Here is a 22,076-nt window from a genome sequence, read left to right on the forward strand (position 1 = left end):
GGGGGGGGCGGGGGCGCGTCCCCCCCCCCCCCCCGCCCCCCGGCCCCCCCGCCCCCCCCGCGCCCCCCGGTCCCGCCGCTCCCACCGGGAGCCGACGGGTCCACCGCGTGTTCCAGGTAGTGGGCCCGGAGCTGGACGCCGTACTCCGTGACCAGCAGCGGAACCCCGAAGAAGCGTTTGGCCAGCAGGCCGGGGAGCGCGGCGATCCCGCCCGCCGCCGCGTGGCAGACGTCGACCTCGCGCAGGTCCTCGTACCAGTCGAGGGACAACGGGCGCAGCAGGCGCTCCAGTTCGTCGACGAAGTCCAGCAGGTCGGCGACCTGGGCACGCTGTACGGAGCGGCGCGCGCCGGGGGCGCGGCAGCCGGACTCCACCGCCCGCACCGCGGTCTCGGAGCGCAGGGCCGCGTACAGTCCGCCCTGTTCGCGGGCGAGTTCGGCCAGCCCGTACAGCCCGGCCGCGAAGGCCTCGGGATCCGGCTCGCCCGCGCAGATCCCGCGGACCAGCTCCTTGAAGCTGTCGGCGAAGCGCCGACGCTCACGCCGGGAGTAGGTGCGCCCGTCGTCCGCCGGGGCCCAGAGCGGGGCGGTCCAGACGCGGGTGACGTGCTCGGGCAGGACGACCCGGCCGCGCTCCTCCTGCTCGGCGCTGCGGCTCAGTGCGTAGAGCTCGAACTCGTGCTGCGGCAGCCCGCGGACCAGCCGGTCGCACCACAGCCGTGCCTCTCCCGTCGCATACGGATAACCACCTTCCGTGAGCAGTCCGATCCGCACGAGTGGCACCCCCGATCTCCCGTTCAGGCGGTCGCCGTGGTCCGGTGACCCGCCGCGGGAAACTCAAGCGGATATGCCGATGACGCGACGGACGGTTGTCCGTCGCGCCACCGGAAGGGGTGAAGAGTCGTAACTTTCGCCCACGGCCAGCGTTCGAGCGCGCTAGAAAGGGCCTGCGGCCCTCGTACCTCAGGCGCCTCCCGCTCCTCCTGCTCCCCCTGCTCCTCCTGTGCCTCCCGCGCCTCCCAGGACGGGCACGGCGGCCGCCAAGGCCGGTACGGCCGCCAGCAGTTGCCGTGTGTACGCGTGCCGGGGGCGGTCGTACACCTCGTCCACCGGGCCCTCCTCGACGACCAGGCCGCCCCGCATCACGGCGATCCGGTCGCTGACCTGCCGGACCACGGCGAGGTCGTGCGCGATGAAGACCAGCGCGATCCCGAGCTCCCGCTGGAGCTCGGCCAGCAGGGCCGTGACCTGTGCCTGCGTGGTCACGTCGAGCGCGGAGACGGGCTCGTCGCAGACGATCAGCCGCGGCCGGGGCGCCAGGGCCCGCGCGATGCCGACCCGCTGGCGCTGGCCGCCGCTGAACTCGTGCGGGTAGCGGTCGCGGTGCCCGGCCTCCAGCCCGACGCGGACCAGGAGTTCCCCGACCCGGGCCCGGACCGCGGCCTCGTCGCGCTCCCCCGCCGCGCGCAGCGGGTCGGCGATGGACTCGCCGACGGTGCGGCGCGGGTTGAGGGAGGACGCCGGGTCCTGGAACACCATCTGGACTCCGGGGACCACGCCCGCGGTCGTCCGGCCGTCGTGGCGGACCTGCCCGGAGCCGGGCTCCAGCAGGCCGACGAGCATCCGTCCGAGGGTGCTCTTGCCGCTGCCGCTCTCCCCTACGATGCCCAGCGTCTCCCCCGCCCGTACGGAGAGCGAGACCCCGCCGACGGCGGCGACGCGCCGCTTGCCCCGCCCGAACTCCCTCCGCAGCGCGACGGCTTCGACGACGGGCACGCCGGCTTCGGCGCCGGCTGCCGGGCCGGCCGGCCGCGGCTCCCGCGGACCGTCCAGCCTCGGTACGGCTGCCAGCAGGTCCTTCGTGTACGGGTGGGCCGGCGCGGTCAGGACCCGCCCCACCGGGCCGCGTTCCACGGCGGCGCCGTCCCGCATGACCAGCAGTTCGTCCACGCTCTGCGCCGCGACGCCGACGTCGTGCGTGACCAGCACCAGCCCGAGGCCGCGCTCCTCGCGCAGTCCGTGCAGCAGCTCCAGGATCTGGGCCTGCACGGTGACGTCGAGCGCCGTGGTCGGCTCGTCGGCGATCAGCAGCCGCGGCTCGCAGGCCAGCGCCATGGCGATCAGCGCCCGCTGCCGCATGCCGCCGCTGAACTCGTGCGGGCGTGCCCGCGCGCGGCGCACCGCGTCGGGTATGCCCACCCGGTCCAGCACCTCGACCGCCCGCGCCCGCGCGGCGCGTCGCGAGACGTCCGCGTGGATCCGGTACACCTCGGCGATCTGGTCGCCGACGGCGTAGTACGGGTCCAGGGAGCTGAGCGGGTCCTGGAAGACCATGGCGGCGGTGCCGCCGCGCAGCGCGCGCAGTTCCGCCGGCGAGGCCGCGGCGACGTCCGTACCGCCGACCCGGACCGAGCCGCCGAGCCGGGCACCGGTCCCGCGGTGCAGTCCCAGCAGGGCCGCGGCGACGGTGGACTTGCCGCTGCCGGACTCGCCGACGATGCCCAGGGCGCCGCCCGCCTCCAGCGTGAAGGAGACCCCGTCGACGGCGCGTACGTACTGCGCGGGTCCGTCGACGGGGAAGTCGACCGCGAGGGCGGAGACCTCCACCAGCAACCCGCTCATGTCAGCGCCACCCTTCGGTCCGCGAGTGCGTACAGCAGGTCGGCCACGGCGCCCGCGACGACCACGGCCGCACCGATGGCCAGGACGACGCCGACCACCACCGGCAGGTCCACGACCCGCACCCCGTCGATCAGCGTCTTGCCGAGCCCCGGGATCCCGAACAGCGACTCGGTGAGCACGGCGCCGCCGATCATCGTGCCGAAGTCCACGGCGCTGAGCGCGATCACCGGGGCCACCGCTCCGCGCACCGCGTGCCGGGTGACGATGGCCCGCTCCCCCACGCCGTAGGCGCGGAAGGTGCGGATGTGGTCCTCGGCGAGCGTCTCCAGGGTGGCGCTGCGGGTGAGCCGGGCGTACTTGGCGCTCTCGAAGACGCCGAGCGTGATCCAGGGCAGCAGCATGTTCCAGGCCCACTGCTCGGGGTCCTCGCCCAGGGGCACGTACGTCGGGAACGGCAGCCACTGCAGGTACGCGCAGACCGCCATGAGCAGCAGCAGTCCGAGGATGAACACGGGCGTGCCGGTCCCGGCCAGGGTCAGCACGGTCAGGGCGCGTTCCGTCGGCCCCCCGCGGCGCAGCGCGGACAGCAGTCCGGTGCCGACGCCGACGACGAGCCAGATCACCAGGGCTCCGAGGGCCAGCGACAGGGTGGCCGGGAGCCGCTCCAGCAGGAGCTGGGTGACCTGCTGGTCGTTCTGGTACGAGAACCCCAGGCAGGGTGCGTCGCAGTGCAGCACCAGCCCGGCGCCGCCGGAGTAGTCCCGGCCGGTGAACAGACCCTGGAGGAAGTGCAGGTACTGCACGGCCACCGAGTCGTTCAGCCCGAGCTGTTCGCGCACCTGGGCGACCTGCGCCGGATTGCAGCGCTCGCCGCAGGCGAGCCGGGCGGGGTCGCCGGGGGCGACGTAGAAGAGGAGGTAGACGGTGACGGACAGGGCGAGCAGCACGAGGAGCGCTCCCCCGGTCCGGCTGATGACGAAGCGGGTCACGCCGCGGCCTCCTTCCGGGTGCCGATCCGCAGGCGGGAGCCTTCGCGCGGGTCGAGGGCCGTGCGGACGGCGTCGCCGAGCACGGTGAACGCGAGCACGGTGACGAAGAGCAGCCCGGCCGGGAGCAGGACGTACAGGGGGTCGGCGCGGAACCAGGTCTGGGCGCTGGACAGCATCTGTCCCCAGGAGGGGGTCGGCGGTTTCACGCCGACGCCCAGGAAGGACAGCGAGGCCTCGGCGACGATGTTGGTCGGGACCTGGATCGCCGCGTACGTGATGACGGGCGCGGCCAGGGACGGCAGCAGTTCACGGCGCGCGATGCGCAGGGTGCCGTTGCCGGACAGCCGGGCGGCGGCGACGAAGTCCAGCTCGCGCAGGGCCAGGGTCTGGGCCCGGACCATCCGGGCGGTCGAGCCCCAGCCCAGCAGGCCGATGACCAGGATCAGCAGCAGCGGGCGCGGGAAGTCGGCGGGGACGACGGCGGTGAGCGCGATGGCGAACACCAGCGCAGGCAGGGCGATCATCACGTCGGTGAGCCGGCCGACGAAGTGGGCGGTGAAGCGGTTGCCGAGGGCGGCGGCCAGTCCGGCGGCGACCCCGACGAGGATCTGCACGGAAGTGGCCCCGAGCGCGACGAGCAGGGAGATCCGCGCCCCGTACAGCAGGCGGACGAACAGGTCGCGGCCGGTGCCGGGTTCGACGCCGAGCCAGTGGTCGGCGGAGATCCCGCCGAGGGGGCCGAGCGGGACGCCGCCGCGCGCCGAGTCCACGAGCCCGTCGTGGTAGGCGTTCGGGTCCTGGCCGGTGACCCGGGCGAGCAGGGGCGCCGCGAGGGCGAGGAGGACGAGGAGCGCCAGGACCGCGGCGGCCGTGGCGGCCGAGGGCCGCCTGCGCAGCCGCCGCCAGACCTGGCGCGCGGCGCCCGCGCCCGGGGCGAGGGCCCCGGGCGCGGGCGCCGCCGGCTGCCGGAGGATCGCGGTCACTTGACGGAGACCTGCGAGATGTCGAGGACGCCGGTCCAGTCGCTGATCACGACGTTCTTGACGTCCTTGCCGACGAGCCGCTTGTAGACCGGGTGGAAGAGCGGCACGTCGAGGGCCTGCTCACCGATCTTCTTGTCGAGTGCGCCCCAGCGCTTGCCCGCCTCGGCGAGGTCCGTCAGCTTGGCTATCTCGTCGATCTCGGCGTTGACGGCCGGGTCGTTCAGCTGTGCGTGGTTGTAGTTGGTGCCGTTGGCGACGATCTGCCGGCCGTCGAAGATCGGCGCGAGGAAGGGGCCGCCGGAGGGCCAGTCGGCTCCCCAGCGGGAGAGGAAGAAGCCGGGGGTGTTCTTGGCGTCCCAGCGCTTCTCGTTGAACGCGTTGTTCTCCAGGCCCTCCAGCTTGACGGTGATCCCGGCGGCGGCGAGCGCCTGCTGGACGGCGGTCGCGACCTCGGGGCTGGTCTGCCGGTTCTGCGCGGTGGAGTGGGTGAGGGTGATGCTCAGCCCGTCCGGGAAGCCGGCCTCCTTCAGCAGCTCCTTGGCCTTGGCCGGGTCGCCCGCCTTGCCCGCCGGGAAGTGGTCGTACGGGGTGTGGCCGAAGGCCTTCTGCTCGGGCAGGAAGGTGGTGGCCGGCTCGGCGAGCGCGGAGCCGCCCGCCGCGTTGATCACGCTGGTGCGGTTGATCGCGTACGAGATGGCCTGGCGGACCTTCGGGTTGTCGAAGGGGGCCACCTTCGGGTTGAAGGCGAGGTAGTTGGTGTAGCCGAAGTGGCCGGTGCCGACGCGCGCGGCCAGCTCGCTCTTGTCGCCGGCGCCGCCGATCTGGGCGAGCTCCGCGGGTCCCAGGTTGGTGTCGGTGGTGATGGCGGCCGCGTCGGCGCCCGAACTGGTGGAGAGCCGCTGGTTGATGACCGCCGCGTCGAGACCGGAGCGGACGTCTATGCGGTCCGGGTAGGCCTTGCGCTCCTCGTCGGTCTTCGGGTCCCAGTTCGCGTTGCGCTCCAGGGTGAGGTGCTCGCCGTCGTTCTCGTTCTTGACGACCTTGTACGGGCCGGAGGAGACGGGGTGCTCCTCGTACTTCACCCCGGTGTCCTTGGCCTTGGGGACGGGCGCGAACTGCGTCTGCGTGGCCACGAAGGGGAACTCGCCCTCGGGCTTGCGCAGTTTGAAGGTGATCGTCTTCGCGTCGGGCACGAGGATCGAGTCGAGGCCCTTGCCGCCGTCCTTGTACGGGCCCTCGTAGCTCTCGCCGCCGACGAGCCAGTCCCGCAGGTACGGGGCTCCGCCCGACAGCTCGGCGGCGAAGGACCGCTCGATGCCGTACTTGATGTCGGCGGTGGTGATCGGGGTGCCGTCCTCGTACGTCAGCCCGTCCTTGAGCGTGTACGTCCACTCGGTGGCGTCGGCGTTGGGCCTGCCGGTGTCGGTGGCCAGGTCGGGCACGACCTTGGTGCCGGCGGCGCCGTCCTCGCGGTTGCGGGTGGTGAGCGTACGGAAGACCAGCGAGGGGATGTTGCCGCCGCCGGAGGTGTAGAGGCGGGCCGGGTCGAAGTCGTTCTGCGGCTCGGAGTTGAGGACGGACAGGGTGCCGCCCTTCTGCGGGGCGCCGCCCGCGGCGCCGGACGTGCCGGAGGACTGGTCCGCGGCGTCCTTGGGACCGCACGCCGCGGCGCCTCCGGCCAGGACGAGGCTGACGGCGACGGCGGCCATGCGGCGCGATGTCTGGGACTGACGGGGCATGGGAAAAGGGACCTCTCGGCGTGGTGTGCCCGGCTTCGGGCACCGAACGGAATGACGGAGAAGGCCACGCGAGGGACAGCGGTCAGCAGTCGGGAACCGGCAGCACGCCTGTGCGGCTGCATGCCGGTGGAACGAGGAAGCCGCGCCCGCGGGCATGGAGATACCCGGGCGCGGCGAGGGAAGCGGAAAGGCGGAAGTCGCGGCGCGATCGGGTGGGCGTCAGCGACAGAGGATGTCGGCCACGCTGTGCGCGGTCACACCAAGCAGCGCCAGCTCAATGGCGGCGCTCGCGGCGGTGGTGTGGCGGTGCGACATGCGGAGAACAATTACCGACCATCGGACACGTTGTCAACGCGAAATCCCGCCGTTCACCCCCCGTTGTCCGTCAACTCCCGGGGAACACCCAGGGGTTTGGCTTGCACTGGATCCCGCCGATGTCGAGGGACTTCGTCTGCTGCTGCATGATCGGCGCGAGCGCGCCCGGGGTCTGGCAGTTCACGTGCCCGTGGCCGAGCCGGTGGCCGACCTCGTGGTTGATGAGCATCTGCCGGTACGCGAACATCTGGTCCGCGCCGTACGTCGTGGAGCCCTGCGCCCAGCGGAACGCGTTGATCATGACCCGGTCCGTGGAGGCGGAGTCGCAGCTGACGTTGTCGACGGTGGTGTCCAGATCGGACTTCGCGCACCACACGCCGGTGGTGCCGGGGCTGGCCAGCGTGATGACGAAGTCGGCCTCGCCGCCCGGGACCCGCTCGAAGGTCTTCGTGCCGCCGTGGCCCCAGCTGCGGTCGTCGTTGAGGGTGCGGTGGACGGCCTCGGCGAACAGCTGCGCGTCCAGGCCGAGCCCCTGCTCGACGTCGACCCGGTAGCGGATCTTCTTGCCCTTGCCGGGCGCCGGCGCCACCCCGGGGACGGTGTCGAAGGTGCCCGGTCCCTTCAGCTTCTCGTCGATGGGGAACTGCTGGGCCATCTTCTGCTCGTACGACAGCTCCACCGCGGGCGCAGCCGGGGCGGCGGACGCCGCCGGGGTCGCCCGGCCGTCGGAGCGGGAGGCGGCGGACTTGCCGGAGTCGGCGCGCTTCTGGGTGTCGCCCGCGGAGCTCGCGGTGGGCGAGGAGCCGCTGTCGCCGTCGGTGGCCATCTGCATGGCGACGACGACGGCGAGAGCGGTGGTGACGGCCGCCACGGCCACCCCGGTGTACGTACGGGCCTTCCGCCCGCGCCCGGAGGCGGGCGGCTCCTCGGCGGGAGCGGCGGGAGCGGTCGGCTCGGCAGGCGCGAGCGGTTCGGCGGGATTGGCGGGAGCGGCCGGGGCCGGGGCGGCCATCGGCGCACGCGGCCCGGGCACCAGGCGCTGCGGGCCGGTGGAGGTCGAGGGGTCGGCCGCGGGCTGCGGGAGGGTCACCTGCGGGAAACCGACCGCGGGGGTGCCGTAGGCCGGGGTGTCGGTGTCCAGAACGGCGGCGGCCGGCGCGTTGTACGCGGACTGGCGTGCCCGCGGTACGCCGCGCCAGTCCCCGTACACCGCGTCGGACCGCTCGCCCCAGGCGCCGCCGGGCTCGCGCTGCTCGGGGTGGCCGCCGCGCGGCTCCTCGTACGCGGGGTACCCGCCGGAGGGCCACTGCTCTTCGTACGGCCGGTGCCCGTCGTCGTGGGCGCGCTGCTCCCCGTACGGTCGGCGGCGCTCCTCGAAGACGGACGGCTCCGCGTACGGGGCCTGCTCCTCGTACGGCGGGTGCTGCTCGTACGGAAGGTGCTCCTCGTACGGCGGGAGCTGCTCGTGAGGGCGGCGCTCCTCGTACGGGAACGCCGCCGCGGGCTCCGCACCCGCCAGCGGCTCCGGGCGGACAGGGGCGGGGGCCGGAGCGGGCCCCTTGCGACTATGTCGTCCCACGGTCCTCAGCCTCTGCCGTCTTCGGTGTCTCGGATGTCCGGCGTGTCGTGCATGTCCTGCGTATCGCGCGTATCGCGCGTGTCCGGGTCGGTGTCGCGCAGCAGTTCGCGGAAGGCCTGCGCCACCACCCCGGGGTACTCCATCATCGCCACGTGCCCGGCCTCGGGCAGGGTCAGCAGCCGCGAACCCCGGAAGGCCGCCGCGGCCTTCTGCGCCATACGGTACGAGACCAGTTGGTCCCGGCCGCCGTAGACCAGCAGGGTCGGGGCGAGCACCCGCTGCGCCTGGCGCCACAGTCCGTGCTGGCCACCGAGGGTGTACGCGTCGACGATGCCACGCGAGGAGCGGGTCATCGCGTCCCAGAAGTACGGGAGGGCCATCCGCCGCTCCATCTCCGCGACGGCGTGCGCGAAGCCCTCCTGTGTCACCCGTGAGGGGTCCCCGTAACAGAGGGCCGTCACCCCGCGGGTGCGTTCCTCGGCGCTCAGCCCGCGGGTGAGCCGGCCGAACAGCGAGGCCATCCCGGGTACGGCGAGCAGGGCGGTCGGGACGGCCGACTTCTGCACGCGCAGCTCGGGCAGCGCCGGCGAGACCAGCGTGAGCGTGCGCACCAGGTCGGGGCGGACGGCCGCGACGCGGGTGGAGACGGCGCCGCCGAGGGAGTTGCCGAAGAGGTGGACGGGGCCGCGCCCGGCGGCGTCGAGGTGCCGGATGACCGCGCGGGCCAGCGCCGTGACCGAGTAGTCCCGGTCGGCGGGCGGCGGGGACCAGCCGAAGCCGGGCAGGTCGAGGGCCTCGCCGTCGACGCTGTCCTCCAGCTGTGCCATGAGGTCCGTCCAGTTCGTCGACGAACCGCCGAGTCCGTGCACGAACAGCGCGGGCGGCAGCCCCGTGCGCAGCGGGGGCCGGGACCGGACGGCGAGCTCCAGTCCGGGCAGCACCGCGGTGCGCAACCGCTCCCCCTCGGCGACGTGGACGGCTCCCACCTGGGGGGACGCTTCGGATGCGGATCGCACACCCGGCGGCTCGGTCGAAGACATGCGGCCAATGTTACGAGACGATCACGTCCGGACTCTTGTGTTCGGCATCACAGATGCTTGGGGATCCGCGTAGCGGGGTATCCGCGATCCTCCTACGCTCATAGATGAGGCAGGCCACCGACGAGGCCCGCCCACGAGGGGCGAGGGAAGAAGGGGAGCCACATGACCGTCGACCCCGCAGAGCCGGAAACCTTCCAGGAGCGTTTCCCGGAGACCCTCGACGCCGAGGCGCCCGAGGCCGATGCGGCGGAACAGCTGGCCGAGTTGCAGCCGGACGACGACGACCGGGTCACCGGGGTGGACCGCGACGAGGCCGCGGACGGGGATGCCGCCGAGCAGGCGCGGGTGGTGACCCTGGACGAGGACGACTACCGCTGACCAGCATCTCCGGGCGGTCCGTCAAGCGAGAAAACTCGGCTTGGACCCTACAGATTCGGTTACCGAAAAGTACGATGGCCGCGCGGCGCATGGCGCACTGTGTTCTGAGAGAAAGTGGGAGGCGGCGTGACAGCCATCGAGCAGACGGAGGCAGCGCGTCCCCGGGGCACGCGACTGCCGCGCCGAGCCCGACGCAATCAGCTCCTGGGCGCGGCCCAGGAAGTCTTCGTCGCGCAGGGTTACCACGCGGCCGCGATGGACGACATCGCGGAGCGGGCCGGCGTCAGCAAGCCCGTGCTGTACCAGCACTTCCCGGGCAAGCTGGACCTCTACCTGGCGCTACTGGACCAGCACTGCGAGGCCCTGCTGCTCGCCGTGCGCACGGCGCTCGCGTCGACGACGGACAACAAGCTGCGCGTGGCCGCGACCATGGACGCCTACTTCGCGTACGTGGAGGACGAGGGCGGCGCGTTCCGGCTGGTCTTCGAGTCCGACCTGACGAACGAGCCGGCGGTGCGCGAGCGCGTCGACCGCGTCTCGCTCCAGTGCGCCGAGGCCATCTCCGACGTCATCGCCGAGGACACCGGCCTGTCCAAGGACGAGTCGATGCTGCTGGCCGTGGGCCTCGGCGGGGTTTCGCAGGTCGTCGCCCGGTACTGGCTCTCCAGCGAGAGCCCGGTCGCCCGGGACACGGCGGTCGGCCTGCTGACCTCGCTGGCCTGGCGCGGCATCGCCGGCTTCCCGCTGCACGGCACGGAGGGCGGCCAGGCGCCGCAGGCCTGACCGGGCGGCGCGGGCCCGGCCCCCCGGTAGCCCGGGCCCGTATCCCGGCCTCTGTACGACCCGGGGGGCTCTGACCCGCTGGTGTTCGCTGCGAGCGTGTCCGGAGCGCCGCATCCGGGTCCCCTCTCCGGGCTAATGTGGTCCGGGTACGGCGCGGCTGATCGCGCACAACCGACCATCGGAGGGACAAAGCCGTGGAGGTCAAGATCGGCGTGCAGCACGCACCCCGGGAGATCGTGCTGGAGAGCGACTTGAGCGCCGAGGAGCTGGAGCGCATCGTCACCGCCGCGCTGACCGGTTCGGAGCCGCTGCTGAGCCTCACCGACAACAAGGGCCGCAAGGTCCTGGTGCCGGCGGACCGCCTGTCGTACGTCGACCTGGGCGAGCCGAGCGTGCGCAAGGTCGGTTTCGGCGCGCTCTGACGCATCGCGACCGGCATTCGGAAGAACTGGGTGGAACGGCCCGGTGGTTGATTCCACCGGGCCGTTTCCCTTTCCTCCGCTTCGGGTAGGACCGCAGTGACCCGGTTTGCCCCTGACCTGCGGGAGACCCCCATGCTGCTGTTGGAAGCGCTCGGCTCCGCCCTCCTGGGCCTCGCCCTTGCCGGAGCGGCCCTGCGAGTGCTGGCCCGGCGGCTGCCGTCCCCGCGGATGGTGCTGGTCAGCGGGGTCCTGGGCGCCCTCTTCGGGGCGTACCTGACACAGTTCGCGCTCGGTCCCGGGCACAACACGCTCTTCGCGACCCTGGTCGGCTCGGTGCTGGTGTCCGCGGTGGTGCTGTCGCTGCTGCTGCGCCCCGGCGCGGGACCCCGGCGCTCATCCCGCAGGGCTCCGTTTTCGCTCCCCTCGCAGGGCTGACCGGCCCTCCGGTCGGGACCGCGCGCCCGACTGACCCGTAATACGTCACCTCGTACGTCGGCCCCGGCGCGGGATTCCGCGCCGGGGCCGACGTACGAGCAGGTGGGGCGGGCAGGGGGAACGATCAGGCGGCGAGGCCCAGTGCGGCCATGCGCTTGGTGTGCGCCTTGGTGATCCGGGTGAACATCTCGCCGACGGCCGCCAGGTCGAAGCCGGCCGCCATCCCGTCCACGCCGCCCACCAGCATCGTGGAGAGCGCGTCGCGCTCGGCGACCACGCGCTGCGCCTGCGAGAGCGCCTCGCCCATCAGCCGGCGGGCCCACAGCGCGAGCCGGCCGCCGCAGCGCGGGTCGGCCTCGATGGCGGCGCGCACCTTCTCGACGGCGAAGCCGCCGTGGCCGGTGTCGTCGAGCACGCTCACGACGAGGGCGCGGGTGTCGCTGTCCAGGTGGGTGGCGACCTCGCGGTAGAAGTCGCTGGCGATGGAGTCGCCGACGTAGGCCTTGACCAGGCCCTCCAGCCAGTCCGAGGGCGCGGTCTGGCGGTGGAAGTCGTCGACGCCCTTGGCGAAGGGCTCCATGGCGGCGGTGGGCTCGGCGTCGATCGCCGCGAGGCGGTCGCGCAGCCGCTCGAAGTGGTGGAACTCCGCGGAAGCCATCTTCGCGAGCTCGGCCTTGTCGTCGAGGGTGGGCGCGAGCTTCGCGTCCTCCGCCAGGCGCTCGAAGGCCGCGAGCTCTCCGTACGCGAGCGCTCCCAGCAGGTCCACGACGGCTGCCCGGTACTGCGGCGAGGCGGAGGCGGTCGCCCAGTCCTGGGCAGCGATCCCGGTCGCCTCGGCGGCGGTGCTGTCGTCGGAGGGCGATGCGTTTTCAACGGTCGACATGCTCCGCACAATAGCCCGCCGGAACCCCGCTCAAGGCACCGCATCGGGTCACTACTGGTCCGCCTAAACGCGACTACCAGGTGAATTCACCCGACACACCTGCGCGATTCCGGGGTACAGTGGTAATGCGCCTGCCGGATACTCGGCGGGCCATCCGAATGAGGATGCCCGGTCGGTGGCCCGATCGGCTCCACCCGACCGCCCTCGGCGTGATGCGTACGTCCATGCGTACGACCTCTCCACGAGGGGCCCCCTCAGCGGCACAAGCGCTTGAGCGAAGGCCAGTGGTCCCGCGCAGCTTCGTAATGGCTCTCCCGATTTCTGGGAGGGCGCAGTACTGCAAGCCAGGCACGGTACGACCCCCCTCGCCGCCTCGCGCCGCGTCTCACAGAAGAGGCAGCACCCTGACTACGTTCCGAGACCTCGGGATCTTTCCCGAGACGGCCGAAGCCCTTGAGGCCGTCGGCATTGTGTCCCCCTTCCCGATCCAGGAGATGACCCTCCCTGTCGCCCTTTCCGGCACGGACGTCATCGGCCAGGCGAAGACCGGTACCGGCAAGACGCTCGGTTTCGGCCTTCCGCTGCTGGAGCGGGTCGTCGTCCCCGCGGACGTCGAGGCCGGCCGGGCAACGCCCGAGCAGCTGACCGACGCCCCGCAGGCCCTCGTCGTCGTCCCGACGCGCGAGCTGTGCACCCAGGTCACCAACGACCTGCTGACCGCGGGCAAGGTCCGCAACGTCCGCGTCCTCGCCATATACGGCGGCCGCGCGTACGAGCCGCAGGTCGAGGCGCTCAAGAAGGGCGTCGACGTGATCGTCGGCACCCCGGGCCGCCTGCTCGACCTGGCCGGCCAGCGCAAGCTCGACCTGTCGCAGGTCAAGGCGCTCGTCCTGGACGAGGCCGACGAGATGCTCGACCTGGGCTTCCTGCCCGACGTCGAGAAGATCATCAACTACCTGCCGGCCAAGCGCCAGACGATGCTGTTCTCGGCGACCATGCCGGGCGCGGTCATCGGCCTGGCCCGCCGGTACATGACGCAGCCGACGCACATCCGCGCCACCTCGCCCGAGGGCGAGGGCGTGACCGTCGCCAACATCAAGCAGCACGTCTTCCGTGCGCACAACATGGACAAGCCGGAGCTCGTCTCCCGCATCCTGCAGGCCGACGGCCGCGGGCTGGCCATGATCTTCTGCCGTACCAAGCGCACGGCGGCCGACATCGCCGAGCAGCTGGAGAAGCGCGGCTTCGCGTCCGGCGCCGTCCACGGCGACCTGGGCCAGGGCGCGCGCGAGCAGGCGCTGCGCGCGTTCCGCAACGGCAAGGTCGACGTGCTGGTGTGCACCGACGTCGCCGCGCGCGGCATCGACGTCGAGGGCGTCACCCACGTCATCAACTACCAGACGCCGGAAGACGAGAAGACCTTCCTGCACCGCGTGGGCCGCACCGGCCGCGCGGGCAACAAGGGCACCGCCGTCACGCTGGTCGACTGGGACGACATCCCGCGCTGGCAGCTGATCAACAAGGCGCTGGAGCTGGACTTCCACGACCCGGTCGAGACGTACTCCACGTCTCCGCACCTGTTCGAGGAGCTGCACATCCCGGCCGGCACCAAGGGCATCCTGCCGCGCGCCGAGCGCGTGCGGGCCGGCCTGAAGGCCGAGGAGCTCGAAGACCTGGGCGAGACCGGCGGCCGCGGTGGCCGTGGCGGTCGCGGCGACCGCGGTGACCGCGGTCCGGCCGCCGCCGCTCCGGTCGAAGAGCGTGAGGCCCGTACGCGCACCCCGCGCCAGCGCCGCCGTACGCGGGGCGGTTCCGAGCTCGGTGCCGAGGCCGCTGCCGTGACGCCGGTGGCCGAGGCCCCCGAGGCGCCGGCCGGTGACGAGGCGCGCAAGCCGCGCCGCCGCCGGACGCGTTCGGTGACCACCGCCGCAGCCGCTGCCGCGGCCGTGGCCGAGGCGGCCCCGGTCGCTCCGGTCGTCGAGGCCGCCCCCGTCGCCGCGGTCGCGGTCGCCGAGGCTCCGGCCGAGGAGGCCCCGGTCAAGGCCCGCCGTACCCGGACCCGCAAGGTCGCGGAGGCTCCGGTCTTCGCGGAGCCGGAGTTCCAGTCGGCCCCGTCGGCCGAGCCGGTCAAGGCCGAGCCCGTCAAGGCCGAGCCGGTCCGGGCCCGCCGGGTCCCGACCCAGAAGCCCGTCCTCGCCCAGGTGACCCCGATCGCCGAGGCTCCGGCCGCGGAGACCGTGGTCAAGGCCCGCCGGACCCGGACCCGGAAGGCCGTCGACGCGGCCCCGGAGCCGGACTTCCAGGTGGCCCCGCCCGTGGAGCCCCCGGTCAAGGCCCGCCGCAGCGCCCCGGCCACCCGGACCCGCAAGGTCGCGGAGGCCGCTCCGGTCGCCGAGGCCGCCGCTGTGGCCGAGGAGGCCGCGGTCAAGCCGAAGCGCACCCGGACCCGCAAGGTCGCCGCTGCCGTCGTCGAGGCTCCGGCCGCGCCGGTGGCCGAGGAGGCCCCCGCGAAGCCGAAGCGCACGCGGACCCGCAAGGCCGTCGCTCCCGTCGCGGAGACCACGGAGGCCTGATCCCCGTACCGCCGTCCGGTGGCCCGGTCCCCTTCCGAGGGGACCGGGCCACCGGCGTATCCGGCCCGTACACGCCTCCCCTACGCGCCGGTAACCTCGGGCCGGTAGCCTCTGGCCCATGAGCAAGCCGCCCCGCCTCACGCTTCCCTCCGGTGCCCGCGCGCACCTCCTGTCCACCGCCCGCGGCGATTTCGCCGTGCACGAGGCCGGCGAGCCGGTCCGCGGCACCGCCCTGCTGCTCCCCGGGTTCACGGGCAGCAAGGAGGACTTCATCGGCCTCCTGGAGCCGCTGGCCGCCGCCGGGTACCGGGTGGTCGCGGTCGACGGGCGGGGGCAGCACGAGAGCCCCGGCCCGCGCGAGGAGTCGGCGTACGCGCTGGAGGAGCTGGCGCAGGACGTACTCGCCCAGACCGCCGCCGTGGACGGGGGGCCGGTCCACCTGGTCGGCCACTCGCTGGGCGGCCTGATCGCGCGGGCCGCCGTACTGCGCGACGCGGCGCCCTTCGCCTCCCTCACGCTGATGAGCAGCGGGCCGGCCGCGATCGCCGAGGACCAGCAGGAGCGTACGAAGCTGCTGGTCGCCGCATTGGAGGCGATGCGCGAGGACATGCTGGGCGTCTGGACGGCAATGCGGTCGTTCGACCCCGAGGACGCGGTGCCCGACTCCCCCGAGCTCGCGGAGTTCCTGCGCGGGCGGTGGCTGGCCACGGTGCCCGAGCAGCTGATCGCCACGGGCCGGATCCTGGTCTCCGAGCCGGACCGGGTGGACGGGCTGAGCGCGGTGGAGCTACCGAAGCTGGTGCTGTCCGGCGAGGTCGACTACGCGTGGCCGGTCCCGCTGATGGACGAGATGACACGGCGGCTGGGTGCGGCCCGGGTGGTCGTGGCGGGTAGCGAACACTCCCCCAATGCGGAGAATCCGCAGGTCACGGCGGGTGCGCTGGCCTCGTTCTGGGACGCCCACCCGCTAGGTTAGTTAGCGAGTGAAAAAATTTCTTTAGCGTAGGGAATGTTTGCCTCTTACACTTCGTTGGAACAGTGCAAGGAGAACACTGACGAAGGGAGAAGCCCCATGCGCTTCGAGATTCTGCGCCTGGACGATGTCGACGGATCCGCCGTGGACAGCACCGTCGTGGACGCGGCCTCCGTCAACCGGATCGTGCAGCAGGCGGCCGCCGTAGGCCAGCGCATTCTGATCCGACCGGCCGAGAGTGCGTCCTCCTGACACCCTCCGCACCATCCGCACGAAGACGTCGACGCCCCCGCACCGATCCGGTGCGGGGGCGTTCGCGTGCGCGGGAGCGGGCCGCGGCGCTCAGGCCGTGTGGATGACCTGGAGCACGCCGTTGATGATCTGCTGGACGGCGATCGCGGAGAGCATCATGCCGGCGAGCCGCGTCACGAGGACGACACCACCGTCCTTGATGACCCGGATGATCACGAGCGAGTAGCGCATCGTGATCCACAGGACGACGTGCATGGCGATGATCGCGCACCAGACCGAGATCTGGCCGGTGACCCCGTCCGCCTTCTGCACGGCGAGGATGACGGACACGATCGCACCGGGACCGGCGAGCAGCGGCATGCCGAGCGGGACGAGCGCGACGTTCACGTCCTTGGTCTGCTTGGGCTCGTCGGTCTTGCCGGTGAGCAGGTCGAGCGCGATGAGCAGGAGCAGCAGACCGCCCGCGATCATCAGCGCGGGGACGGAGACGTGCAGGTAGTCCAGGATCTGCTGGCCGCAGATGCCGAAGACGGCGATGACGCCGAAGGCCACGCAGACGGCCTGCCAGGCCATGCGCCGCTGCACCTTGGCGGGTCGGCCCGAGGTCAGGGCGAGGAAGATCGGCGTGATCCCCGGGGGGTCCATAATCACAAAAAGCGTGAGAAATAGGGATCCGAAGACGGCGAAGTCAAACACAGTGATGCCTTGCAGGAGAGAGGGGTGTTTCGAAGAAAGGAAAAGGGGGCCCAGAGGCGCGCTCGCGCGCCGGGCGGCGCGTTACGCGCCGGTCGCTCCGCCGGCGCCCGGAACGGGGAAGGCTCCCGTCGCACGGCGCGTGATCTCGCCGTAGATCTCGGGGTCGGTCGTGTACTCCCCGAGGCGGCACGTCTTGCGGCTGCCGTGGTAGTCGCTGGACCCGGTCGTGAGGAGTCCGAGCTCGCCGGCCAGGGCGCGCAGCCTCCCGCGCGTGTCGGTGTCGTGGTCCATGTGGTCCACTTCGATCCCGTCCAGACCCGCGGACGCGAGCTCGGCTATCGCGGACTCGGGGACGCACGTGCCGCGCTTGACGGCGGCGGGGTGGGCGAAGACGGTCACCCCGCCGGCCGCCTTGACCAGGCGGATGGCGTCGAAGGGGTCGAGCTCGTGCTTCTCGGCGTGCGCGCGGCCGCCGTCGGCGATCCAGTCCTTCGTGAACGCGTCGGACACGGTGGGGACGACGCCGAGCTCGACGAGCGCGGTGGCGATGTGCGGGCGCCCGACGGAGCCTCGGCCGGCGATCCGGGCCACCTGCTCCCAGGTGACGTCGACGCCGAGCTCCCGGAGCTTGCCGATCATGGCGTGGGCGCGCGGGGTGCGGTCGTCGCGGACGAGCTCCCGCTCGCGGGCGAGCTCGGGCTCCTCGGGATCGAAGAGGTACGCGAGCAGGTGCATGCCGATGCCGTCGAGCCGGCAGGAGAGCTCCATGCCGGTGACGAGGGTGAGCCCGCGCGGCAGTGCGGCGAGGGCTTCGGCGTATCCCCCGACCGTGTCGTGGTCGGTCAGAGCGACCACGTCCAGCCCGGCGGCGGCCGCATTGCGGACCAGCTCTGCGGGGCTGTCGGTCCCGTCGGAGGCCGTGGAGTGGGCGTGCAGATCGATGCGCACGGCCGGTGCTCCAGGGGTCTCGCGGGTACGGGGGGACACCCCAGGATAACGCCCGGCCGCCGTCCGGGCGCCAAGCCACTCGCCGCCCGGCCCCGGAGCGGCCCCCGGGAGGCGTCCGCTACGGACCCAGGACGCGCGGGCTCAGCGCGCCGCACGGCAGGAGTTCGACCTCGGAGCCCGCGTCCCGCAGGTCCGTCAGCACCAGTTCGTCGTACATCAACAGGCCCGACTGCTCCGGCCAGACGACGGCCCACAGCCACAGCCCGCGCGCCTCGCCGGCGAACACGGCCCGGTCGTCCGGGGCTCCCTTCACGTGCCACAGCGGTGTCGGGCGGCCCGCCGCGACGACCTTGGCGTGCGGGGGCGTCGAGACGTCCATGTACGTGCCGGGGTCGGGTCCGTCGATCCCCGCGTACCGCGCGCCGAGGCCGACTCCCAACTCCTCCGCGACCAGCAGCAGCTCGCCGATCCCGCCGAGCGGTCCGGGGCCCGAGCAGGCCACCGCCGTCGCCCGGCCCCCGCTGCGGTCGTCACCGGCCGCCGCCACCCCGGTGAACAGCCACCCCACCGGAAGCGGCCACGGCATCCACACCGGCACCTTCGCCCGGTTCACCACCACGCCCAGGCCTTCGACGCTGGGTGGGATGACGGGCTGCAAGGGGTGCACCGTGCCGTGCAGCGCACACTGCCACGAATCGGAGAAGAGCCCGGGCGCCCTGACCCGGCCTCCGCACTTCGGGCAACTTGGTTCACCCCTCATAAGAAGCCACGCTCCTCCCCGCCCGGCGCCCCGTCAAGACACGATCACCCGTCCGGATGCCCCGTTCCGGATGTCTCAGTCCAGCGGCACCGCGGTACGGAGAGGATCCCGCAGATCCGTGCCGTGCGACAGCCAGCGTTCCTGGAGGGCCGCCGCGCCGTGCACCCGCTTCCAGGCGGCCTCGTTCGCCGTCATCGGCAGGAGGGGGAGGAAGTGCACCGGGTCCATGGGCTCGTCGAGTTCCAGGTCCTCGACCAGTCCGCCGGGCTCCGCGACGAGTACGGAGGTGAACGGCGCCCCGTCCCACAGCGGCTCACCCACGTCGAGCGAGGCGCCGGGGGCCACGACCAGTCCCTCCACCTGCGGAGCGGCCCCCAGTACCGCGAGCGGCCGCAGCAGCTTGTCGGTGGGCGCGAGTCCCGCCCGTACGGTCAGTACGAGCTCGGCGCGCGGCCCGCGCAGCGGGTCGGCGACCACGGCGGTCGGGTCGGTCATCGGGTGCGCGGACATGCCGAGGGTCGCGTACCGCACGAGGTCCCCCTCGGAGAAACGCAGCACTTCGATGCGGTCGGTGCCGAGGAAGGTGACGGCGGCGCGGGCGTCGGGTTCGCCGAGCGCGCTGCGCAGCCGGGCTTCGACGAGAGCCAGAATTTGTGCCATGAAGCGAGCATAGAACTCGTATGAGGCGGGTAAAGGGCGGGTCTTGACCATCCGTCGGCTGATAATGTTGACCGCTGGTCGGGGCCACACTCTTGAAGAGCTGTTTCGGGGCAGCCGACGACAGGACGTCCTCCACGGAGGACCGGCCGGAGGAGGTGGGGCTGCAATGGATCGAAGTCGATCGTGCAGTACCAACCGCTCTTCCACTTCCTGTACGGGCACCACGGGCACGTTCCCGCCCGTTTGATCATCTGATCAGTAGAAGAGCGACGGCGGAACTTTGTCCTCCCGTCCTGTTCCTTCCGTCCGCCCCGGGCCTGCCCGCCTGCCGCGGCCGCGCCATCCGGAAGGGACCTCCCACCCGTACGGTCCGCAGCCGTGCGTGCGAAGGAGCCTGCCATGTCGATGCTGCCCTACCTGCGTGCCGCCGTACGTCCGGCCCTGCGCAGGTCCACCCCGTCCCAGCCCGGCTACGACACCACCCGCGACCCGTCGGCGAGCAGCGCGGTCGTCGACTGCGCCGTGTACCGCGACGGCCGACGCGCCCTGGGATCGGCCTGTCTGACCCCGCGTGAGGCGATGGCCCGCGTCCGCGAGAGCGGCGGGTTCGCCTGGATCGGCCTGCACGAGCCGACCGAGGCCGAGTTCGCGGGGATCGCCGCCACCTTCGGCCTGCACCCGCTCGCCGTGGAGGACGCGGTGCACGCGCACCAGCGGCCGAAGCTGGAGCGCTACGACGACACGCTCTTCACCGTCTTCAAGACGATCCACTACGTGGAGCACGCCGAACTGACCGCCACCAGCGAGGTGGTGGAGACCGGCGAGGTGATGTGCTTCACCGGCCCCGACTTCGTCATCACGGTCCGGCACGGCGGCCAGGGCTCCCTGCGGTCCCTGCGCCACCGCCTCCAGGACGACCCCGAGCTGCTCGCGAAGGGCCCCTCGGCCGTCCTGCACTCCATCGCCGACCACGTCGTCGACGGGTACATCGCGGTCGCGGCGGCCGTCCAGGACGACATCGACGAGGTGGAGAGCGCGGTGTTCGCCGCGCCCGCCAAGGGCAGCGCGCGCGGCGGCGACGCGGGCCGCATCTACCAGCTCAAGCGCGAGGTGCTGGAGTTCAAGCGGGCCGTCTCCCCGCTGCTGCGGCCGATGGAGCTGCTGAGCGAGCGTCCGATGCGGCTGGTGGACCCGGACATCCAGAAGTACTTCCGCGACGTCGCCGACCACCTGGCGCGCGTGCACGAGCAGGTCATCGGCTTCGACGAGCTGCTCAACTCGATCCTCCAGGCCAACCTCGCGCAGGCGACCGTCGCGCAGAACGAGGACATGCGCAAGATCACCTCGTGGGCGGCGATCATCGCCGTGCCGACGATGATCTGCGGGGTCTACGGGATGAACTTCGCGCACATGCCCGAGCTCCAGTGGAAGTACGGCTACCCGATGGTGATGGCCACCATCGTCGGCATCTGCTTCACCATCCACCGCGCCCTGCGCCGCCACGGCTGGCTCTAGGGGGTTCCGCACGGTCGTGCCGGGCCCCGGGCCACCCCCTACTCTGTTGCGCATGACTCTCAGCGCGCTCGACCTGGCCCTCGTCGAGGAGGCCACCAAGAAGTCCGGCCTGATCTGGGTCCGCGGCTCCGGGGCCGACCGGGCCCTGTGGCACGCCTGGGTCGACGGCGCGGCCCACGTGCTGGGCGACGGGCCCGGGGAGCAGCCGTTCCCGGGGCTCGCGGACGGCGGGGCCGCCGAGGTGACCGTGCGCAGCAAGGACAAGGGCGGCCGCCTCGTCGCCTGGACGGCGGCCGTACGGGAGCTCCCGCCCCGCAGCGAGCAGTGGCAGGCAGCCGTCGCCGAGCTGAAGGGGAAGCGGCTGAACGCGCCCGACTCGGAGCAGATGACCGAGCGGTGGGCGCGCGAGTGCCGGCTGCTGCGGCTGGAGCCGGTGGCGGCGAGCACGGACCTGCCCGGCGGATCGCTGGCCGCGACCCCGCTGGGCTCGCCGGCGGTCACCCGCCGGCCCGTCCCGGCCGGGCTGCCGAAGCTGCTGCTCAAGCGGAAGAAGGCGGCCCGCTAGGGCCGGTCCCGGGACCACCGAGCCCGCCGGTCCCCCGTACCGCTACTTGGTGGGGCTGGAACCCTGTCCGGAGCCCTTGCCCGGGCTCGGTGACGGGGCGGAGCCCCCGCCCTGGTCCTTGGTCGTCGGCATCTGGGTGCCGTAGTCGACGGTCTGGTCCTGCGCGGGCGCCTCCAGCGGGAAGGTCTTGCCCCACTCCGCGAGGTCGACCTGCCCGGCCCCGCCGGCCCGCTCCAGGCGCAGCGGGTACGGGGTCCCCTCCAGGGAGACCGACAGCTTGCCGCCCTTGCCCTTGTCCGCGGTGACCAGGACCGCGCGGGTGTGCCCGACCTTGGTGTAGTCGTCCTCCTTGGCGAGCTTGCCGTCGAGTCCGAGCAGCCCGTCGAGCAGCACGTGCATGTCGGTGAACCCGCGGAACTGCTTGTACGTCGGGTCGCCCTCGGGCACCTTCACGTACTTGTCGCCGAGCTTGCCGGCCGAGTCGGACTTCCCCCAGAAGGCGGCGCTCGCCTTGAGGTAGAGCTGCTCGCCCACCCGCAGCACCTGGAAGGTGTCCTCCTGCGACTTCACCTCGCCGGAGCCGCCGTCCTTCCCCAGCCGCATGTCGAGCGCGAAGGACTTGCCGCCGCTGACGAGGGTGCCGGACAGGTGCACCGAGGCGGCGGCGCCGGCCGCGGCCTTCGCCTTGTCCTCGATCTGGTCGGCGGAGAGCTTGCCGACCCCGTTGGTGCCCTCGTCCGGGTCCGCGCCGCAGCCCGTAGCGGCGACGGCCAGGCCCGCGAACAGGACACCGACGATGGCCGCCCGGCGCAGCCGAACGGCGGGGAGGTAGGCGGTCACGGGCAGGTGCCTCTCGTCGTGCGTCTTGGAGCAGCAGGCAGCGTACCCGCCCGTAGCCGAGGCACCGGGCGGGTGGTCTGCCCTACCCACGGGCGGACCGCCCCACCAGGACGCTCTCCCTGGGCAC

23 protein-coding genes are annotated in these 22,076 nt (G+C 72.6%); 9 read left to right on the forward strand and 14 right to left on the reverse strand.

The annotated features are described in order from the left end of the window. The 8 genes from ADK52_RS22850 to ADK52_RS22880 all read right to left on the reverse strand — a co-directional run. On the reverse strand, nt 1–773 hold a 773-nt coding region (locus ADK52_RS22850; protein WP_159046013.1), incomplete at its 3' end, for a DUF3492 domain-containing protein. Between the two features lie 189 nt (nt 774–962). After that, on the reverse strand, nt 963–2,621 hold the full coding sequence (locus ADK52_RS22855; RefSeq protein ID WP_078988534.1) for a dipeptide ABC transporter ATP-binding protein: 1,659 nt from the start codon (nt 2,619–2,621) through the stop codon (nt 963–965). Further along, nucleotides 2,618–3,610 carry an ABC transporter permease gene (locus ADK52_RS22860; protein WP_053691714.1) on the reverse strand — a complete coding sequence of 331 codons (993 nt, stop codon included), beginning with the start codon at nt 3,608–3,610 and terminating at the stop codon, nt 2,618–2,620. Before ADK52_RS22860 ends, ADK52_RS22855 begins: the two co-directional genes overlap by 4 nt. Beyond that, nucleotides 3,607–4,593: an ABC transporter permease gene (locus tag ADK52_RS22865; protein WP_199828538.1), complete on the reverse strand. Its 987-nt coding sequence runs from the start codon at nt 4,591–4,593 to the stop codon at nt 3,607–3,609. The genes ADK52_RS22860 and ADK52_RS22865 overlap by 4 nt, the downstream gene beginning before the upstream one ends. Continuing rightward, complete coding sequence (locus tag ADK52_RS22870) at nt 4,590–6,332, reverse strand: ABC transporter substrate-binding protein (protein WP_078988535.1); 1,743 nt, start codon at nt 6,330–6,332, stop codon at nt 4,590–4,592. Before ADK52_RS22870 ends, ADK52_RS22865 begins: the two co-directional genes overlap by 4 nt. A gap of 219 nt (nt 6,333–6,551) precedes the next feature. Next, complete coding sequence (locus ADK52_RS44840; RefSeq protein WP_311318607.1) at nt 6,552–6,647, reverse strand: Ms4533A family Cys-rich leader peptide; 96 nt, start codon at nt 6,645–6,647, stop codon at nt 6,552–6,554. 70 nt (nt 6,648–6,717) lie between these two features. Next, nucleotides 6,718–8,226 (reverse strand): DUF3152 domain-containing protein, encoded by a 1,509-nt coding sequence (locus ADK52_RS22875; RefSeq protein WP_053691716.1) that lies wholly within the window; start codon nt 8,224–8,226, stop codon nt 6,718–6,720. Nucleotides 8,227–8,231: 5 nt separating this feature from the next. Further along, nucleotides 8,232–9,266 carry an alpha/beta fold hydrolase gene (locus tag ADK52_RS22880; RefSeq protein ID WP_053691717.1) on the reverse strand — a complete coding sequence of 345 codons (1,035 nt, stop codon included), beginning with the start codon at nt 9,264–9,266 and terminating at the stop codon, nt 8,232–8,234. Nucleotides 9,267–9,428: 162 nt separating this feature from the next. Between ADK52_RS22880 and ADK52_RS22885 the strand changes: the two genes are divergently transcribed. From ADK52_RS22885 to ADK52_RS22900, 4 genes are all read left to right on the forward strand, one after another. Then, nucleotides 9,429–9,644: a hypothetical protein gene (locus ADK52_RS22885; protein WP_030153470.1), complete on the forward strand. Its 216-nt coding sequence runs from the start codon at nt 9,429–9,431 to the stop codon at nt 9,642–9,644. A 126-nt stretch (nt 9,645–9,770) separates the two neighbouring features. After that, on the forward strand, nt 9,771–10,427 hold the full coding sequence (locus ADK52_RS22890; protein WP_030153469.1) for a TetR/AcrR family transcriptional regulator: 657 nt from the start codon (nt 9,771–9,773) through the stop codon (nt 10,425–10,427). Between the two features lie 194 nt (nt 10,428–10,621). Continuing rightward, nucleotides 10,622–10,849 (forward strand): DUF3107 domain-containing protein, encoded by a 228-nt coding sequence (locus ADK52_RS22895; protein WP_030153467.1) that lies wholly within the window; start codon nt 10,622–10,624, stop codon nt 10,847–10,849. Nucleotides 10,850–10,981: 132 nt separating this feature from the next. Further along, the gene (locus ADK52_RS22900) at nt 10,982–11,284 is read left to right on the forward strand and encodes a hypothetical protein (RefSeq protein WP_398904880.1); all 303 of its coding nucleotides are present in this window, start codon (nt 10,982–10,984) and stop codon (nt 11,282–11,284) included. Nucleotides 11,285–11,408: 124 nt separating this feature from the next. Here ADK52_RS22900 and ADK52_RS22905 read toward each other — a convergent pair whose 3' ends face one another. Next, nucleotides 11,409–12,167 (reverse strand): ferritin-like fold-containing protein, encoded by a 759-nt coding sequence (locus ADK52_RS22905; RefSeq protein WP_053691718.1) that lies wholly within the window; start codon nt 12,165–12,167, stop codon nt 11,409–11,411. Nucleotides 12,168–12,472: 305 nt separating this feature from the next. On the opposite strand from ADK52_RS22905, the gene ADK52_RS22910 reads away from it, so the two are divergent. The 3 genes from ADK52_RS22910 (at nt 12,473) to ADK52_RS43075 (ending at nt 15,965) form a co-directional block, all read left to right on the forward strand. Further along, nucleotides 12,473–14,740 carry a DEAD/DEAH box helicase gene (locus ADK52_RS22910; RefSeq protein ID WP_324615939.1) on the forward strand — a complete coding sequence of 756 codons (2,268 nt, stop codon included), beginning with the start codon at nt 12,473–12,475 and terminating at the stop codon, nt 14,738–14,740. 118 nt (nt 14,741–14,858) lie between these two features. Beyond that, nucleotides 14,859–15,716: an alpha/beta fold hydrolase gene (locus ADK52_RS22915; RefSeq protein ID WP_053691720.1), complete on the forward strand. Its 858-nt coding sequence runs from the start codon at nt 14,859–14,861 to the stop codon at nt 15,714–15,716. A gap of 96 nt (nt 15,717–15,812) precedes the next feature. Next, nucleotides 15,813–15,965 (forward strand): hypothetical protein, encoded by a 153-nt coding sequence (locus tag ADK52_RS43075; RefSeq protein WP_166663124.1) that lies wholly within the window; start codon nt 15,813–15,815, stop codon nt 15,963–15,965. 90 nt (nt 15,966–16,055) lie between these two features. On the opposite strand, the gene ADK52_RS22920 is transcribed toward ADK52_RS43075, so the two are convergent. The 4 genes from ADK52_RS22920 to ADK52_RS22935 form a co-directional block, all read right to left on the reverse strand. Further along, the gene (locus tag ADK52_RS22920) at nt 16,056–16,661 is read right to left on the reverse strand and encodes a MarC family protein (RefSeq protein WP_053691721.1); all 606 of its coding nucleotides are present in this window, start codon (nt 16,659–16,661) and stop codon (nt 16,056–16,058) included. Nucleotides 16,662–16,742: 81 nt separating this feature from the next. Continuing rightward, nucleotides 16,743–17,609, reverse strand: a complete 867-nt coding sequence (locus ADK52_RS22925) for a PHP domain-containing protein (protein ID WP_053691722.1) — start codon at nt 17,607–17,609, stop codon at nt 16,743–16,745. A gap of 118 nt (nt 17,610–17,727) precedes the next feature. Beyond that, the gene (locus ADK52_RS22930; RefSeq protein ID WP_053691723.1) at nt 17,728–18,369 is read right to left on the reverse strand and encodes a DUF6758 family protein; all 642 of its coding nucleotides are present in this window, start codon (nt 18,367–18,369) and stop codon (nt 17,728–17,730) included. 75 nt (nt 18,370–18,444) lie between these two features. After that, on the reverse strand, nt 18,445–19,029 hold the full coding sequence (locus tag ADK52_RS22935) for a suppressor of fused domain protein (protein ID WP_053691724.1): 585 nt from the start codon (nt 19,027–19,029) through the stop codon (nt 18,445–18,447). Between the two features lie 399 nt (nt 19,030–19,428). On the opposite strand from ADK52_RS22935, the gene ADK52_RS22940 reads away from it, so the two are divergent. Next, the gene (locus ADK52_RS22940; protein ID WP_053691725.1) at nt 19,429–20,544 is read left to right on the forward strand and encodes a magnesium and cobalt transport protein CorA; all 1,116 of its coding nucleotides are present in this window, start codon (nt 19,429–19,431) and stop codon (nt 20,542–20,544) included. A gap of 52 nt (nt 20,545–20,596) precedes the next feature. Next, on the forward strand, nt 20,597–21,109 hold the full coding sequence (locus ADK52_RS22945) for a hypothetical protein (RefSeq protein ID WP_053691726.1): 513 nt from the start codon (nt 20,597–20,599) through the stop codon (nt 21,107–21,109). 42 nt (nt 21,110–21,151) lie between these two features. Here the strand turns inward: ADK52_RS22945 and ADK52_RS22950 are convergent, their stop codons facing one another. Then, a complete protein-coding gene (locus ADK52_RS22950; RefSeq protein WP_234344175.1) occupies nt 21,152–21,949 on the reverse strand; it encodes a hypothetical protein in 798 nt (265 codons plus the stop codon). Nucleotides 21,950–22,076 lie beyond the last annotated feature (127 nt).

Origin of the sequence: Streptomyces sp. WM6372 (assembly GCF_001279655.1) — a bacterium.
GTDB lineage: Bacteria > Actinomycetota > Actinomycetes > Streptomycetales > Streptomycetaceae > Streptomyces.